The sequence below is a fragment of the Metabacillus sp. KUDC1714 genome (assembly GCF_014217835.1).
GTDB classification, from domain to species: Bacteria; Bacillota; Bacilli; order Bacillales; family Bacillaceae; genus Metabacillus; species Metabacillus rhizosphaerae.
On the sequence record NZ_CP055263.1, the window covers coordinates 4,739,085 to 4,754,267 of the forward strand.

Annotated in this window: 16 protein-coding genes; 2 read left to right on the forward strand and 14 right to left on the reverse strand. The window is 34.8% G+C overall.

The features are described from left to right. Positions 1-192 precede the first annotated feature (192 nt). The 9 genes from rpsN to HUW50_RS21785 all read right to left on the reverse strand — a co-directional run bounded on the left by rpsN (position 193) and on the right by HUW50_RS21785 (position 7,781). Entirely contained in the window at positions 193-462 is a 270-nt protein-coding gene (gene rpsN, locus HUW50_RS21745) for a 30S ribosomal protein S14 (protein WP_066341062.1), read from the reverse strand. Between the two features lie 101 nt (positions 463-563). Then, positions 564-713, reverse strand: a complete 150-nt coding sequence (gene rpmG / locus HUW50_RS21750) for a 50S ribosomal protein L33 (RefSeq protein WP_066341074.1) — start codon at positions 711-713, stop codon at positions 564-566. 458 nt (positions 714-1,171) lie between these two features. Continuing rightward, positions 1,172-1,930, reverse strand: a complete 759-nt coding sequence (locus HUW50_RS21755) for an ABC transporter ATP-binding protein (RefSeq protein WP_185653244.1) — start codon at positions 1,928-1,930, stop codon at positions 1,172-1,174. Further along, the gene (locus HUW50_RS21760; RefSeq protein WP_066341090.1) at positions 1,911-2,726 is read right to left on the reverse strand and encodes an ABC transporter ATP-binding protein; all 816 of its coding nucleotides are present in this window, start codon (positions 2,724-2,726) and stop codon (positions 1,911-1,913) included. Before HUW50_RS21760 ends, HUW50_RS21755 begins: the two co-directional genes overlap by 20 nt. Continuing rightward, positions 2,723-3,571 carry a nickel transporter permease gene (gene nikC, locus HUW50_RS21765; RefSeq protein ID WP_185653245.1) on the reverse strand — a complete coding sequence of 283 codons (849 nt, stop codon included), beginning with the start codon at positions 3,569-3,571 and terminating at the stop codon, positions 2,723-2,725. The genes HUW50_RS21760 and nikC overlap by 4 nt, the downstream gene beginning before the upstream one ends. Beyond that, positions 3,571-4,515 (reverse strand): nickel ABC transporter permease, encoded by a 945-nt coding sequence (nikB, locus tag HUW50_RS21770; RefSeq protein ID WP_066341093.1) that lies wholly within the window; start codon positions 4,513-4,515, stop codon positions 3,571-3,573. The genes nikC and nikB overlap by 1 nt, the downstream gene beginning before the upstream one ends. Beyond that, positions 4,515-5,996: a nickel ABC transporter substrate-binding protein gene (gene nikA, locus HUW50_RS21775; RefSeq protein WP_232329119.1), complete on the reverse strand. Its 1,482-nt coding sequence runs from the start codon at positions 5,994-5,996 to the stop codon at positions 4,515-4,517. Before nikA ends, nikB begins: the two co-directional genes overlap by 1 nt. Before the next feature lie 403 nt (positions 5,997-6,399). Then, positions 6,400-7,044: an isochorismate family cysteine hydrolase YcaC gene (gene ycaC, locus HUW50_RS21780; protein WP_066341094.1), complete on the reverse strand. Its 645-nt coding sequence runs from the start codon at positions 7,042-7,044 to the stop codon at positions 6,400-6,402. 176 nt (positions 7,045-7,220) lie between these two features. Then, positions 7,221-7,781, reverse strand: coding sequence for an NADPH-dependent FMN reductase (locus HUW50_RS21785; protein WP_066341097.1), 561 nt, complete (start codon positions 7,779-7,781; stop codon positions 7,221-7,223). Between the two features lie 197 nt (positions 7,782-7,978). Between HUW50_RS21785 and HUW50_RS21790 the strand changes: the two genes are divergently transcribed. Beyond that, the gene (locus HUW50_RS21790) at positions 7,979-9,121 is read left to right on the forward strand and encodes a low temperature requirement protein A (protein ID WP_185653246.1); all 1,143 of its coding nucleotides are present in this window, start codon (positions 7,979-7,981) and stop codon (positions 9,119-9,121) included. A 156-nt stretch (positions 9,122-9,277) separates the two neighbouring features. Here HUW50_RS21790 and norA read toward each other — a convergent pair whose 3' ends face one another. Then, entirely contained in the window at positions 9,278-10,471 is a 1,194-nt protein-coding gene (gene norA, locus HUW50_RS21795; RefSeq protein ID WP_066341104.1) for a multidrug efflux MFS transporter NorA, read from the reverse strand. A gap of 108 nt (positions 10,472-10,579) precedes the next feature. Here norA and HUW50_RS21800 point away from each other — a divergent pair, with 108 nt between their 5' ends. After that, a complete protein-coding gene (locus HUW50_RS21800; protein ID WP_185653247.1) occupies positions 10,580-11,419 on the forward strand; it encodes a MerR family transcriptional regulator in 840 nt (279 codons plus the stop codon). Between the two features lie 84 nt (positions 11,420-11,503). On the opposite strand, the gene HUW50_RS21805 is transcribed toward HUW50_RS21800, so the two are convergent. The 4 genes from HUW50_RS21805 to HUW50_RS21820 form a co-directional block, all read right to left on the reverse strand. Further along, positions 11,504-11,956 (reverse strand): DinB family protein, encoded by a 453-nt coding sequence (locus tag HUW50_RS21805; RefSeq protein WP_066341118.1) that lies wholly within the window; start codon positions 11,954-11,956, stop codon positions 11,504-11,506. 132 nt (positions 11,957-12,088) lie between these two features. After that, a complete protein-coding gene (locus tag HUW50_RS21810; protein ID WP_066341124.1) occupies positions 12,089-12,529 on the reverse strand; it encodes a cell wall hydrolase in 441 nt (146 codons plus the stop codon). A gap of 76 nt (positions 12,530-12,605) precedes the next feature. Beyond that, positions 12,606-13,610, reverse strand: a complete 1,005-nt coding sequence (locus HUW50_RS21815) for a DUF3231 family protein (protein WP_066341126.1) — start codon at positions 13,608-13,610, stop codon at positions 12,606-12,608. 207 nt (positions 13,611-13,817) lie between these two features. Next, positions 13,818-14,603 (reverse strand): SDR family oxidoreductase, encoded by a 786-nt coding sequence (locus HUW50_RS21820; RefSeq protein ID WP_066341134.1) that lies wholly within the window; start codon positions 14,601-14,603, stop codon positions 13,818-13,820. Positions 14,604-15,183: the final 580 nt, after the last annotated feature.

Consider the following 15,183-nt stretch of genomic DNA (forward strand, 5'->3'; position numbering starts at 1 on the left):
TTTATTTGAGTTTCCGTTGTTTCATTGAAATCAAAACGAAATGATTACGATTTAAAACCTAAATTGAATTATTTCATAACGATCTATAGCGTTAATACAACTTTATTCAACACACACAATTGTTGTAACCCTAATTTCCCAATCAGTTTCAATCCTCAAATTCCTTTATTAGCGGTTGAACGTGTATATATTCTACCAACTTGACTTTTTCACACCAGGAATTTGTCCTTTATGAGCGTATTCCCTAAAAGCTATACGGGACATTTTGAACTTTCTTAAATATCCTCTTGGTCTTCCTGTTACTAGACATCTGTTTTTTAATCGCGTCGGTGATGAATCTCTTGGGAGTTTTCTAAGGGCTTCATAATCCTCTTTTTCGATTAACTCCATACGAAGAGCCGCATACTTCTTCACCATTGCCTGACGTTTCTGTTCTTTTGCTACTTTCGATTTTTTTGCCATAATTATTTTCTCCTTTAGTTTTCTTTCATCTTCAAATAAAATAGAATCATTACGTATTACAAACCATATTCTCCCCTATGAAAATGATCAGCTTACATATCTTATTTGGTTTCTCGATGTAAAGTACGTTTTTTCAAACGTGGACAATATTTCATAAGCTCGATACGGTCTGGATTTGTTCGTTTATTCTTCGGCGTAATGTAATTCCGATCTCCGGTTTCTGTACACGCTAATGTAATTTTGACTCTCATCATATTTCCTCCTATAGTTTCTTTATTGGTCCTTATATCTGAAAAGAAGGCAAAATCTAATAAGTTCAGACAATCAGAACTTTTTATCTTTTAACACAATTATAAAACGTCATAATTACGATTTGTGTTTTATAAAAACATCCAACATTATTTCTCATTAACATCGCGTAAAAATTTGTCGGTGTTAATAACACAACATTATTATAAAGCGTAATGATTACTATTTGCAAGTGATTTTATAAACTCATCTCTCGTAGAGTACATCAAAGTTACATATTTAGTGTGTAAGCGTTATCCAAACCCTGTAACAAAACTACTGTTTTGAGAAATATGGGAAGGCTTAGGGAAGCTTATTAAGTAATAAACGACTAGGGAGCATCTTAAAATGATGTTCCCTTCATCTTTTATAATAGAGTTTTTAATAATTAATAATCCTTTGCGTAAAGAACTTTCCCATTCTAAAAAATCGAAATTAGCTCTTTTGTATAATTATGACGCTGATCATCAAATAATTCAGCACACGGAAATTGATCGACAATGATCCCCTTTTTCATTACCATGATTCGTTGACTCAGTTGCTTTACTGCTGCAAGATCATGTGAAATAAACAAATAAGAAAGTTTTAAATTCTGACGTAGCTCAGTCAACAAAGTTAATATTTCTGCTTGGGAAATGACATCCAGACTTGCAGTTGGTTCATCTAAAATAATTAACTCAGGTTCGATGCTGATCGAGCGAGCGATTGTAACCCTCTGCCTTTGTCCACCACTCAATTCATGCGGATAGCGTCCCGCTAAACTGGCTGGTAATCCCACAGCATCTAGTAACTGAAGGACAAATTGTTCCTTCGATGTAAAAGAAAAATGCCTAAGTGCTAGATCACTTCGATATTGAATATATGGATCTAGTAGAGAATCCTTTATTTTCAGCTTAGGATTTAATGCGGCAGTAGGATTTTGAAAGACGATTTGCATATCTTTACGAAAAGGAATTAGCTGACGATGACGAAGATTTTCAATAGCCTCGTCTTTAAAGAAGATTGAGCCACTGTCAATATTTTCTAATCTTAGTAAACAACGAGCGAGTGTACTTTTACCACACCCACTTTCACCTACAAGCCCTAAGCATTCTCCCTTTTGCAAATCAAATGACAGATTAGTAACGACTTCTTGCCCATTATATAATTTTGTTAGTTGTTTAACAGAAAGTAGATTCATATGAAACCTCTCTATCTAATCCTGAAGGAAGACCTTTTTCTAATATCGGTGCCGCTTTTATCAACTGTTTTGTATATTCATGCTGAGGATGATCAAGTATTCGATGCTTGCCACCAGATTCAATAATTTCTCCACTCTTCATAATCGCTAAGCGAGTTGCATAACGTCTAACATGTCGCCAATCATGAGTAATAAAAAGGATGGCACATCCAGACTCTTTTTGCCGCTTTGCAAGCAACTCTAATATTCTATGGGTAGTGACACTATCAAGAGCCGTCGTTATTTCGTCTGCAATGACCAGGTCTGGTGAAAACATTAGAGCTAATGCAATTGAAGCACGCTGAAGCTGTCCTCCACTTAATTGAAATGCGTACCTGCTATAAAACGTTTCATCTAGTCCAACAGATTCTAATGCCTCCAGTGTTTTCATTCTACGTGTTTCTTTATTATTAATTCCATGAACCTTTTGATATTCTTGAAAGTGCTGACCAATCGTTCGAAATGGAGTAAAAGAACCTTGATAATCCTGGAAAATATATGACAATTTCTTACCGCGAATATCACCTAATTGTTTACGAGACAACGACATCATATTATGTTCGTTGAAATTAATTACCCCCTCCATTCGTAAATTAGAAGGCAGCATTTGACCAATCGCCTGTGAGAGCATACTTTTCCCACTTCCGCTTTGCCCTACCAATGCATACCATTCACCTTTACGTATGGATAAAGATACACAATCTATTATTTTTTTCTCTCCACTACTGACAGATAATTGTTCAATAGACAATATCATCTCTGCACCTCTTTTTTCACATCAAAGTGGTCACGTAAATAATCTCCGATTAGATTTGTGATTAGTACAACAACAACGATCGCTAATCCAGGATAAATCATTAATTCAGGACTAGACTGAAAGTGAGGACGTGATTCATTTAACATCGCTCCCCACTCCGGGACTGGGGGCTGTGCACCTAAACCAATATACGACAATGAAGAAATAAGTAAAATAATCTTTCCTAAGTCAAGACTAGCCATCACAAGGACATTTCCTAAAATGTGAGGAACTAGATGTTTCCACATAATTTTTATAGAAGATAAACCATTCGTTCGCGCAACTAAAACATACTCTTTTTGAGATTCAGATAATACTGTACTTCGAACAAGTCGAGCGTAATTTACCCATTTAACCATTACAATCGCAAGTACAAGATTTCCTATACCCGGACCAAGCAAACCACTTAACACAATTGCAACAATTGTATCTGGGAAAGCTAAAAATCCATCGGCAATCCTCATAAATAAACGATCAATAACCCCACGCTTATATCCTGAAATAAGCCCAATTGGTATGCCTACAAGAAGAGCAACACCTAAGGCCATTAAACTGAAGCCGATTGTCTGTTGACCACCAAGCAAAAGCCTCGTCAAGATATCTCGACCTAGATGATCCGTTCCTAGCGGATGCTCAAATCCCATTCCCTCAAGTCTCCGGTCTAAATTTGTATAGGACGGATCATGACTTAAATAAAGAAACGTATATAAGCATGCAATTATGACAATGATAGCAAAGCTTATGAGTAGTACAGCTTGCCATCTATATTTTTTCGGTATCGATAAATACATAAAGGAGTCCTTCATCAATTGTTCTCCCTTTCTTTCATTTGCATCTCAGGGTTTAAATAGCGGTATGAGAGATCCACACATGCATTTACAATAAATACAATGATCCCCATAATAAGGATATATCCTTGTATTAAAGGATAGTCCCTTTGTCGAATTGCATCTACGATTAGTTTTCCTACTCCTGGATAAGCAAAAAGAACTTCAATTACAACAACTCCCCCTATCAAACTTCCTAAGCTAACACCAAAAACAGTAATGACAGGAGGAATACTGTGACGAAAAGCGTGAAACAAAAAAATTCTTCCTTCAGATAGACCACGTGCACGTGCTGCTCTTATGAATTCTTGGCTAAAGGAATCAAGCAAACTAGATCGTAGCAGACGAACGTAAACACTAGAAATCGCTAATCCTAGTGTGATAGATGGTAAAAACATTGATATAAATCCATCCCTACCCATTGTCGGAAACCAGCTTAATCTAACCCCAAATAAATCTATAAAAATAAGTCCTAACCAAAAGCTTGGTATAGCTGCTCCAATTATCGCTAGTATTCTACTTATTTTATCAATCCAACTATCTCGATAAAGGGCTGATAAAGAGCCCAATGGAATAGATACCAATAGCATTACACATATTGCACCAACAGTTAATTCCAGTGTCGCAGGAAGAGCTGTTAGAATCATGCTCATCACCTGTTGACCAGTAACGAAGGATGTTCCAAAGTCAAGTTGAATGAAGTTTAAAAGCCAGAGTCCATATTGGACGAGCACTGGCTTATTAAACCCCAATTCTGTTCTTAGCTTTTCTACTTGCTCTTGACTAACTGAAAGCTCATCAACATTTAAAATCGTCAACACTGGATCTCCAGGTGCGAGTCTGATAAATAAAAAACTAACAAAAGTAATAAATAATAGAAAGAATAGAACTTCAAGAAATTTACGAACAAGAATTCGAACCATTATTTCACATCCAGTTCGTTTGTTATCATATAGTACTCACTTTTGGTTGTCACCCAATTTACTACTTTATTTTTGTTATACGCGACAATTGTTGAAGGATGTAAAACAAAGGAGTTTATCATATTTTCATATACATAATCCGCTGCCTGCTCTGCTAGTATAGCGCGGTCTTCTTGATTAACCGTCTGATTAAGCTTATCAATAATTGCCGTTAACTCCGGTTCATCTGCTTTACTAAAGTTCAATGCTCCGGTTGGATGATACGTTGCATTTAAATAATACCCTGCATCCCCACGTGGTGCAGTTAAATTACTATAAGTGGCTAAATCCCAATCACGGTTAGAAGCCATATACTCTTCTGGTGTTTCAATTTGTCTAATTTCAACATCAATGCCAATTTGCTTCGCATCTGATTGAAATACTTGTGCAATTAAAGGTAAGTCTGCTCTTGCAGGATATGTTAAGAGTGTAAATGTAAGAGGTTCTCCATTCTTTTGCATTTTTCCATCCTTCATTGTATACCCTGCTTTTTCCAAATATTCTATTGCCACATCTTCTCCTGAAGGCTGTGAATCATAGGTTGGAGCAAATGGTAATGAAGGAAGGAAAGGTCCTACTGCAACCTCTGCATGATTGAGGAGAATTTTCTCCACAATTTTCTGCCTGTCAATTAACGCATCTATAGCACGGCGAACATTAACATTCTGAATGCTTTCTCTTTGAAGGTTCATAGTAAATTGATGTACGCGAAATGTCGATGTTGACTCAACTTCAATAGCTTCGTCTTCTTGTAACATGTCTAGACTTTCAACCTCAGGTCGATAAACAATATCTACTTGTCCAGACTTTAATGCAAGAGTACGGGCATTAGCATCTTCATTGAAAGAGAATGTGACTTGATCAAGCTTTGAAGCCCCATCCCAATACTCATCAAAGCGTTCAAGTTCAAGTTTACTACCTGGGACAAATGACATAAGCTTAAACGGACCAGTGCCAATCGGTTTATTAACAATATCAGACTCTGTTACATCAATAATTGCTACATTTGGATTTACTAACTCAGAAATAAATTCTGGGAATTGTTCGGTTGTTTTGATTCGTAAAGTAAAACCATCGGCATCGATACGTTCAATCTTCAATGCATTCTGAATGGCTACATTCTCTTTAACTGCTCGTTCTAAAGACATTTTGACGGCTTCTGCATCCATTACTTTACCATTCTGAAATTTAACATCTTCACGTAGCTTAATCATCCAATTTTGCCCATCGTCACCTTCCCAGCTTTCTGCTAGCCATGGCTCAATACTTAACTTTTCTTCATCTAGTCTTATCAGTGTCTCTGTTATCCCCGCTCTCAAAGGAACATAGCTAGAATCCACATGAGGATCAAGCGAATTAGTAGAAAAATTATATAAAAAATGAATATGCTTATCCTCTTCTTCTGTAACGGATGAATTATTCATACATCCACTTAATAACATCACACAGATAAACAATAACCCTAACTTTGTTAACTTTTGCTTTATGTATGGAGAAAGGCACCTACTATCTGTTTTATTCATTATTCTATTAATCATTTTTAAATGACCTCCAACTCGTAATAATTACGTTTTATATATTATCGTAACAATTCCGATTTATCAACTACTTTTTATCCTTTTACATGAAATAATTACCTGTTTTTACGATTAAAGAATTCCCTGGAAAAGGAGAAATATGATAAAAGCACGATAAATTAGAGGATTTTTTATTGAAATAAGGAAATAGTTCAATCTACTAAAAAAAGACGCGTTCCTAACTAAACGCGTCCTTTTCTTGAATATGACAGAAGCTCCTTGAATAAAGAAACAAGTGAGTTCTTTCATCGTTAATTAAACTTCTAATCTAGTTAGTCTGCTTGCTGAGGTCTCTCTGAGCGCCAGTATAACTTCCGATAAGATTTTGATAACCAGGAAGTTGGCTAGAAAGTAAAGCACCAAAACCTTCGACATCGTTGCGCCAATCACGTTGCAATTCGCAAGCAATGCTAAACCAGTTCATAAGTTGCACCCCACTATGGGCCATACGCGTTAATGCCGCATCTGCTACTTGTTTGCTAAATGTTCCAGAAGCATCAGTGGCAACAAATACCTCATAACCAGCGTTCACAGCGGAAAGTGCCGGGAAAGCAACACAGACATCCGTAACTACTCCTGCAATGATAAGTTGTTTTTTTCCAGTTTCTTCGATTACTTTGACAAAATCTTCATTATCCCATGCGTTAATTTGTCCTGGCCGATCTATTTTGGGCGCGTCAGGAAAGAGTTCAACCAATTCTTGCATTAGTGGTCCGTTAGGCCCGTTTTCAAAGCTAGTTGTTAAAATAACCGGTAAATCAAAAAACTTAGCGGTTTTAGCAAGCGCCAAAACATTGTTTTTGAATTCATCTACACCATAGTCACGCACAAGGCCGGAAATAAGGCCGGTTTGATGATCAACTAAAAGAACGACAGCATCATCTTTGTTAAGACGGGAATAAAAATCAGACATTTTATTGTCCTCCTATAATTAAAGTAATCGAAGAAGATTAATAGATTGGAAAATGTATAAATACCTTCGTTTTTTTCCAATTTAACTGAACTGAATGGTGGTATTCGTTTTCTATAAATTAATTGTGTGTCAATAATATTTATATTAAATAATTGATAAAACTTGGTCTACTTAACTTAATCTAGAGTTGGTGTGTGATCGATCCAATGAATAAATTGGTGTAAATATTGCTGAAGATAACGTTTTGTTTGTTCGTCCGTAAGCACTTTCTGATCTGAATCTATCTTTTTATCTACTTGGGAAATCAGCACTTTTTGAAATGGAAGAACATGAACCTGCATGGCTTCTAGTATTTGTCTGATTTGCATTTGAGCAAAAGCAGTACCTAATCCCCCAGGAGTTGCTCCAATAAGGCCCACCGGTTTTCTGCTAAGAACAGAGGAATCCCGAGGTCTTGATGCCCAGTCCAATGCATTTTTTAATACGCCTGGAATTCCGGAATTGTACTCTGGACTTACGATAATGATACCGTCTACGTCCTGAACAGCTGATTTAAAGGATGTCACTGTTTCTGGAATGCCACTTATTTCTATGTCTTCGTTGTACAAAGGAAGATCATTAATTTCGATAAAGTGAAAATGATGGGAATCATTCAAATCTGTCAACGATTTAGCAATGATTCGATTATAAGAATCTTTTCGTAAACTACCACAAATAAGACCGATGGTTTTGGTCATACAACTCCTCCTCGTTTGAAATCAACTTGATGGTACCATAATATACCAATTTTAAGAAGTGACGTTATACCTAATTACACTGCAGTCTAGAAACCAGTCAATTTTTTTTATAGCTTATGTCATTTTTATTTTCACTTCCAATTTCTAGATATTTTTAGCATACTATAGACAATAAGGGATTTGGAGGGAGTGCAGGAATGGAAGAAAAGAAAGTTACATGGTTAGAGCTCTTTTATGATTTGTTATTTGTGGCGGCTGTTGCGGCAGCAACTCATGTTTTACTTCATGTTGAAGATGGGTATATCCATGTAGAGTATTTAATAAAGTTTGTCTTAATTTTTATTCCTATCTGGTGGGCTTGGGTAGGGCAAACCATGTTTGTTAACAGGTTTGGACAAGATTTATTTCATCAACGAATATTTTTGATCCTGCAAATGTTTTTTGTGCTCATTATGACATCAAGCTTATCGGTTGATTTTGATCCTTATTATCTTTCTTTTTTAATTGGCTATATTGGCTTAAGAGCAGTGACTGCGATCCAATATCTTATTGTCCAGCGTATAGAAAAAGGAACTCGAAAAAAAGCAGCACTCTTTTTTGGAAGGTATTTTTGGATAGGAATCATTATTTCATTATTCTCCGTCTTTTTTGATTCTTGGATTCGATATGCTGTGTTATATGCTGGGATCATTATCGATATTATTATTCCAATATTAGGACGAAAATATTTAGTAAAGGTACCCACAAATACAGCGCATTTATTAGAGCGATTTGGTCTATTTTCTATTATTCTCTTTGGAGAAGCACTTATCAGCACGCTTGCGGTCATTCAACCTAATCAAGGAAATTGGAACTCAATAGGTTTTTCGGTCATTTCATTTATCCTCATTATATCGATGTGGTGGCAGTATTTCGATAATGTGGATAAGAAAGTGGACAAATCGGTTCAAACTGCTGGCCAAACCATTATTTACGGCCATCTTTTTATTTTAATGTCTTTGAGCATGATTGCAGCATCCATCAGACTACTGTACTTACATGAGGTCCATTACTCATTTATCCTTTATTTTGCTTTTGGTTCTGTAATGCTCTATTTCCTTTCAACTACCTTTGTTTTTCATCAATATAGACACGAGCACCACCGATTGAAAATATATCATTTAGGGTTATTCTTAGGAATTTTAGTAGTCTTTTTTATCATTAACTTAATTGTAGTAGTCCCAAATATTGTTATAATAGGAGAATTAACCTTATTTTTTATTATCTTTACTAAATTAACAACCACAAATAAAAAGCGACTGATGACAAATGAGATTCAGCCAAGTGCAAAGGACGTTTAATATTATGTTAATATGATTTATTTTACATTATTCGTAAAAAAATGGGGCTAAACATCAAAAACCAGTATTCAACTATAAATACTGGTTTTTATCACAATATATTCAAATAAATGAATTAATTCCCTTACGGATTAGTCGTAGTTAAGTTAAGTTTGATTAATTAGCTACACTAGCCTTCACTTCGTTAGAAGATTGATTAACTGGTTTCTTCCAGAACAATGTTATCCCTATTCCAAAAGCTAGTATCACAGTCGCAAGGTAGTAAGGGTAGTCAATATCTATATCAAACAATATCCCCCCTAGAATCGGTCCACTAATGTTCGCTAAACTAGTAAACATTGAGTTCATTCCACCAACGAAACCTTGTTCTTCCCCAGCGATATTTGAAAGGTAAGAAGTAACTGCCGGTCGGAATAAATCGAATCCTACAAATACAAGAAATGTTACAAGTAAAATTGAGAAATATGAATGAACAACTGTCATTAAAAAGACAAGGAATGCTGATAATACTAAGCTGTATCGAATTAGTTTAATTTCACCCCAAATTCGTGTAAGCTTCTCAAATAATATGACTTGTGAAAAGGCACCGAAAATTGCCCCCCCTGTGATCACAATGGCAATATCGGAAGGTTTAAATTGAAATTTGTGGTCTGCAAATAGACTAAAGAACGATTCAAAAGCAGCTAAACCAAATGAAGCAATAAAAATTAAAATAAACGCAAGGAAATATTTTGGTGCAATCATACGTTTGAAGCCATTTTTATCATCTGGGATTTGTTCAATCGTTCCTTCTGTACGATTTGGCTCAGATAATAAAATAATTGAAAGAATAGCCGCAATTGTACCGAGTGCTCCTGCAAAGAGGAATGGTATTCGTGTTCCAAATTCCGCTAAAAATCCACCGATACCTGGACCAATAATAAATCCTGTACTGATTGCTGCTGACATATAACCGAGTGCTTTAGGGCGAGTATTAAGATTTGTAATATCAGCAATAAAGGCCGTAACAGCAGGCATAATGAACGCAGCACTAATTCCTCCTAAAATACGAGAAATAAATAACATTTCGATTTCTTTGCTTATCCCGAATAAAAATTCTGAGATGCCGAAAATAAATAAACCAATAACAATCATAATTTTTCTACCAAATTTATCTACTGCTTTCCCTGCAAATGGTGAAACAATCAATTGGGCAAATGCAAACGCAGCTGTTAAATAACCAACAGTTGTTCCAGTAATACCTAATTCATTCATCAGAGTTGGTAAGACTGGAATGACAAGACCAATTCCCAAAAATGCTATGAATAAATTCATTAATAATAATCCTAATGTGACTTTATGATTCTTCATGTTTTTCATTCTCCTTAACTGACTAACACTTATATGGTTAACATTTGTTTACAATTTACATCTTAGTGTATATAGTAACTATATAGTCAAGGGTGGTGTTGTAAAAAAATGAATAATAAGAGAGGTCAATATTTAACGACAGGTGAATTTGCTAAACTGTGCAAAGTAAACAAACAGACACTTTTTTATTACGATCAAATTGGACTATTGTCTCCAGTACTTAAAAGTGAAAAAGGATATCGATATTATACAATTCGCCAGTTTGATCTATTCATTGTTATTGATTTATTAAAGGATTTGGGGATGTCTCTTACCGATATAAAACAATACATGCAAAATAAATCGCCTGAGCGTTTTTTGTCTCTAATGTATCAACAAAAAGAAGAGATTGTGAAGATGCGTCAGGAGATTGAAACCAAGGAAAAAATGATCGAAACAAAACTAAAATTAATGGAAGAAGCGTCACATCTTGATTTTCATCAAATTACGTATGAACATTTACCGGAAGCAACACTTTATTTAAGTAGAAATATTGAAAATATGTCTGATGAAGAATTTGTAGAGGTCTTCTCAGATTTTATTGATGAATTGTATGTATCACATCTTGATACTGGTTTTCCAATAGGTGTTATTACGAAACGAGAGCAAATTTTAAAGGGAGAATTCACTAATTATAGCCATTTTTATATTGAGCAATCAAATCCTAAGGAAGGATATCCGTATTTTCAATCGATTGCGGGTGATTTTCTCATTGGATATCATATTGGGGATGAGAAAACCATACATAACACGTATAAGCGACTTTTCTCAGAGATGGAACGTTTAAATTTATCCTTAGGAGAGTATGTTTTTGAAGAGTATGTTTATGATACAGTTGTAAAGAAACATAAGGAACAATACGTAACCAAAATTATGATACAAGTCGTTCAAATAGTGGATGAATGTTAGCTCTAAATAATCTCCAATAAACCTTATATAAATGAGCTTGGGAAAAATTTAACCCAAGCTCATTTCCGAATTATCACAAATATTCTATCTCCTAAATGTAATAAAGTCTGTATTAATTGGTTCCATCCCATCTACCCTAAGTAACAAATTAATTTGTCCTCGATGATATTGACCATGTAGTGCAACATGAGTTAGTATGTCTCTTAAAGAATTGCTGAACTCTTTGCCTGTACTATTTTTGTATAAAACAAATTGATCTAGTTTCATATCTGATTTTGTCGTAAGAAATTCTTTAAAGTTTTTATTATTCTGTTCAACTAAATCTACACAAGCCTCTAAATCTACATCCGCCCAAATTGGTAATTTTGTACTATTTATTCTATTTATTCTAGTAAACCATACATGTTCTGCAAAAAGGATATGTGAAAATAATCTAATAGCTTGTTTTTGGTTCTCGCCATCAGTAGTTTGTAAGGTTTTAAGAATTCGACAATTAGCCCAGTTTAAATGTTCAAACATAATACGAATTGTTTCCATGTGACGACCTCCTGTTTATGATTAATCTTATATTTTCAACTTCAATAATCATTTTCCTCCTTCAACGATCTTGCACTTTAGTTTAAGTCCATTACATTTTCTATAAGTAAAAAGCTTACTCAATGAGTAAGCTTAACCGCTATAAACACTATCACATGTTCCACCTTTTGGTTCATAATAACAATGATTTTTATATTGGCCAGCAAAAGGTTGACCATACCATGTTGGAGGACATGGCGCATATGGATTAAAATACCAAAGAGCATATTTCCCTGGGTGTTGTCTCCAATAATCCAAATTCTTTTTTGCTAATCTTTTTTCAACTGATCTCGCTCTTTGATAAAATACATTCCCTTTTTGAACAGCTTCAAAAGAAAAATTTCCTCCTTGTACTTGAAAAATGACATGTGAAATTGTTCTTAAATTTTTAAAGTCTAAACAATTTGCTTTAAGACGATTAACAATAACATTTCCAACATATAACATCCCCTGTTTTCCTTCGCCTTCGGCTTCTGCTCTCATCATCCTTGCCATTAAATCAACGTCTGAGCTTTTGTAATTTACTCTTGGCATTTTATCACCTCCAAAATATAGTATGAAAAAAAGCCTATCTTAATGAAATTGTTAATAAAATATAAAATAAGAATACTTAATTCTTTATTAATTGGTCACGGTCGTCTGCTTGTGGAGGTTCCTCCAGCCAACCGTGTTTAATCATAATATTAGCTCCATCTTCAGCATAAAGTGAAATTTCTGGAATTAATGAAGCATATTTCAATCCTATGTCTCTTCTAGGACTTGCAGCCATCGCTGCACCGTAATTCCCAATTCCAGCTGCAATCATTGCTGATACGTGAAACATGATTAGTTTGTCAGAGAAAACACTGGTAGTTGAATCTGTTATAGATGAATCCCAACTCATTGGTGCTGGTAAGTCCTCTTTTTTCATGTAGTTACTAAAGATATCTATATGCTTTTGTGCAATTTGTTTTCCTCTTACTAAATATTGTTTCACTTCCTCATCTTGAACTGTTTGTGCAAACGCTGTGATAAGAGCTTTACCAATCGCATTTGTTTGTATATTTAAGAACAAATGACTGATTTCAACCGAAGTAAGTGCCCTTCTACTTCCCGTAAATCCTGCTAAAAAGTGTTGTTTCTTTACAAAATCTACTTTATCTGGAACGGATATATATGGAGGTTTAATATAAGTACCTTGTTTTAACATCAATTCACGAGTTAAATCTTGCATCATAACCGCATCAGTTAATACACGTTTATGAAAAGTAACCACATCTAAACGTGTTACCATCCCCAACGCGGCACTATTAGCTGCCATTGCAAGAATAGACATTTGACGAAAATACATTAAGACAAATGTATCTGAAAAAAGTCTTGGTGCTTGCAGATTTACGTCTTGGTCCGTAAAACCAATAGGTATAGGGAATCCCTCTTTTTTAAAGATGTTCTGCATAGTAGAAAGATTCGTGTTTGCGATCTTTAAAGTTTTTTCAATGCTGGGCCGTACTTCCTCATCTTCTACTTTTTCTAAAAAATGTTTTCCGACACAAACAGCTAAAGTGTCGTTTATATACTGAGACCATAAAGTAGACATTTCCGCAGCTGTTAAACGAATTTTTGTCTTTTCTTCCATTGAAAGAACCTCCTAATTAAATGCATCAAGAATAATATCCCCAATATGGAAAAATATATATATGACACTTAACACTTAATCTAAAATAACCAAACATGATCTACTAAATAAAAAAAGCGTCTCTACTTATTGTAGAAACGCATCGTTTGTTCGTAAATCCTTCAAATTTTAATGAAGTAATGTCTATGAAATTAAATGTTTTTTAAACTAATATTTATAAGATTGACCACCATCAATTGGAATGACGGCTGAATTTATAAAGTTTGCTTCATTAGATAATAAGAAAGCCACTAAATAACCAACTTCTTCTGGCTTTCCAAACCGCTTCATTGGGTTTGGCTGAACAAATTGTTTTCCTACCTCTTCCCAATTTTCTGGGTCGATTTGTTTTAATGAACCTTCGACCATTGGTGTCATAATTGCCCCTGGTGCAATGGCATTGATACTTATACCAAATTGACCATATTCAATGCCAGAGTTTCTTGTTAATCCCACTACACCATGCTTACTTGCTGCATAGCCTGACTGATTACCTACACCCCTAATACCTCCAACTGAAGCAGTATTCACAATCTTTCCAGATCCTTGTTTTTTCATTACTTCAAGCACATATTTCATCCCAAAGAAAACTCCATTTAAATTGACTCCTACTACTTTTCGAAATTCGTCTATGCCATAATCTTCAGTAAGGTTCTGCTTTCCTTCGATTCCAGCATTATTAAAGAATCCATCTATCTTACTGTACTTTTCTATTGTTTTACTTACATACGTTTTTACTTCTTCTTCATTAGAGACATCTGCAGTAAGTAAAAGCACCTCTGCTTCTGCTGCTACTTCTAATATGAGCTTTTTTGTCTCCTCTAAAGCTTGATTATTTAAATCAACTAATGAAAGTTTTGCCCCCTCTTTTGCAACTTGTATTGCAGAAGCTTGTCCCAAACCAGACCCAGCACCAGTAATTAAAATGACTTTTCCCTCAAAACGATTACTCATTAGAATCTTCCTCTCTTTTATGTAGTAATAACAACACCTTGTTCCAGCATTAACTGAACATTATTATGAGGTAAATCTTGTGGTCCGAAAATAGTTCCGAGATAAAAAGTAAAATCAGCACGACCAGCTTTACCTTAACTTACAATACCCGCTTATTCGTTATTTCATGCTTACGTGCTAAATCTAATTTTAAAATAATTTTATCAAGCTGGACCGGAGCTACTATTAGAACAATCCAATATTATGACTAAATTGGATTACTTGTTGTTTGAAGATCAGTATTTAATTAAAGCAAGCGTAACTGTTGAAAAATTGCTGGAAAGGTAGGATTGGATTCGTTAGAGATTGTTAATGTCCCACTTAATGGATATGTTGTTTGTAAAATTACTTCGTTACTCTTTTTCATATTCTACCTTCCCTTGCTTTTTAGACTTATTAATATATGAAAGTACTGTTACGCCCATTTTCTTTTAGCCAGCATCACATCAATATTGATTATAATAGCCATGTTATCCACCTCAGACTATTAATTCATTTTCTGATTTTATATCGATGACTTTATGTAAAAGTGATATACAAT

Excerpts from the sequence above, each read along its gene's own strand:
- rpsN (WP_066341062.1), bottom strand. The coding sequence starts at position 462 with ATGGCAAAAAAATCGAAAGTAGCAAAAGAACAGAAACGTCAGGCAATG.
- rpmG (WP_066341074.1), bottom strand. The coding sequence starts at position 713 with ATGAGAGTCAAAATTACATTAGCGTGTACAGAAACCGGAGATCGGAAT.
- HUW50_RS21755 (WP_185653244.1), bottom strand. The coding sequence starts at position 1,930 with ATGAATCTACTTTCTGTTAAACAACTAACAAAATTATATAATGGGCAA.
- HUW50_RS21760 (WP_066341090.1), bottom strand. The coding sequence starts at position 2,726 with ATGATATTGTCTATTGAACAATTATCTGTCAGTAGTGGAGAGAAAAAA.
- nikC (WP_185653245.1), bottom strand. The coding sequence starts at position 3,571 with ATGAAGGACTCCTTTATGTATTTATCGATACCGAAAAAATATAGATGG.
- nikB (WP_066341093.1), bottom strand. The coding sequence starts at position 4,515 with ATGGTTCGAATTCTTGTTCGTAAATTTCTTGAAGTTCTATTCTTTCTA.
- nikA (WP_232329119.1), bottom strand. The coding sequence starts at position 5,996 with ATGTTATTAAGTGGATGTATGAATAATTCATCCGTTACAGAAGAAGAG.
- ycaC (WP_066341094.1), bottom strand. The coding sequence starts at position 7,044 with ATGTCTGATTTTTATTCCCGTCTTAACAAAGATGATGCTGTCGTTCTT.
- HUW50_RS21785 (WP_066341097.1), bottom strand. The coding sequence starts at position 7,781 with ATGACCAAAACCATCGGTCTTATTTGTGGTAGTTTACGAAAAGATTCT.
- HUW50_RS21790 (WP_185653246.1), top strand. The coding sequence starts at position 7,979 with ATGGAAGAAAAGAAAGTTACATGGTTAGAGCTCTTTTATGATTTGTTA.
- norA (WP_066341104.1), bottom strand. The coding sequence starts at position 10,471 with ATGAAGAATCATAAAGTCACATTAGGATTATTATTAATGAATTTATTC.
- HUW50_RS21800 (WP_185653247.1), top strand. The coding sequence starts at position 10,580 with ATGAATAATAAGAGAGGTCAATATTTAACGACAGGTGAATTTGCTAAA.
- HUW50_RS21805 (WP_066341118.1), bottom strand. The coding sequence starts at position 11,956 with ATGGAAACAATTCGTATTATGTTTGAACATTTAAACTGGGCTAATTGT.
- HUW50_RS21810 (WP_066341124.1), bottom strand. The coding sequence starts at position 12,529 with ATGCCAAGAGTAAATTACAAAAGCTCAGACGTTGATTTAATGGCAAGG.
- HUW50_RS21815 (WP_066341126.1), bottom strand. The coding sequence starts at position 13,610 with ATGGAAGAAAAGACAAAAATTCGTTTAACAGCTGCGGAAATGTCTACT.
- HUW50_RS21820 (WP_066341134.1), bottom strand. The coding sequence starts at position 14,603 with ATGAGTAATCGTTTTGAGGGAAAAGTCATTTTAATTACTGGTGCTGGG.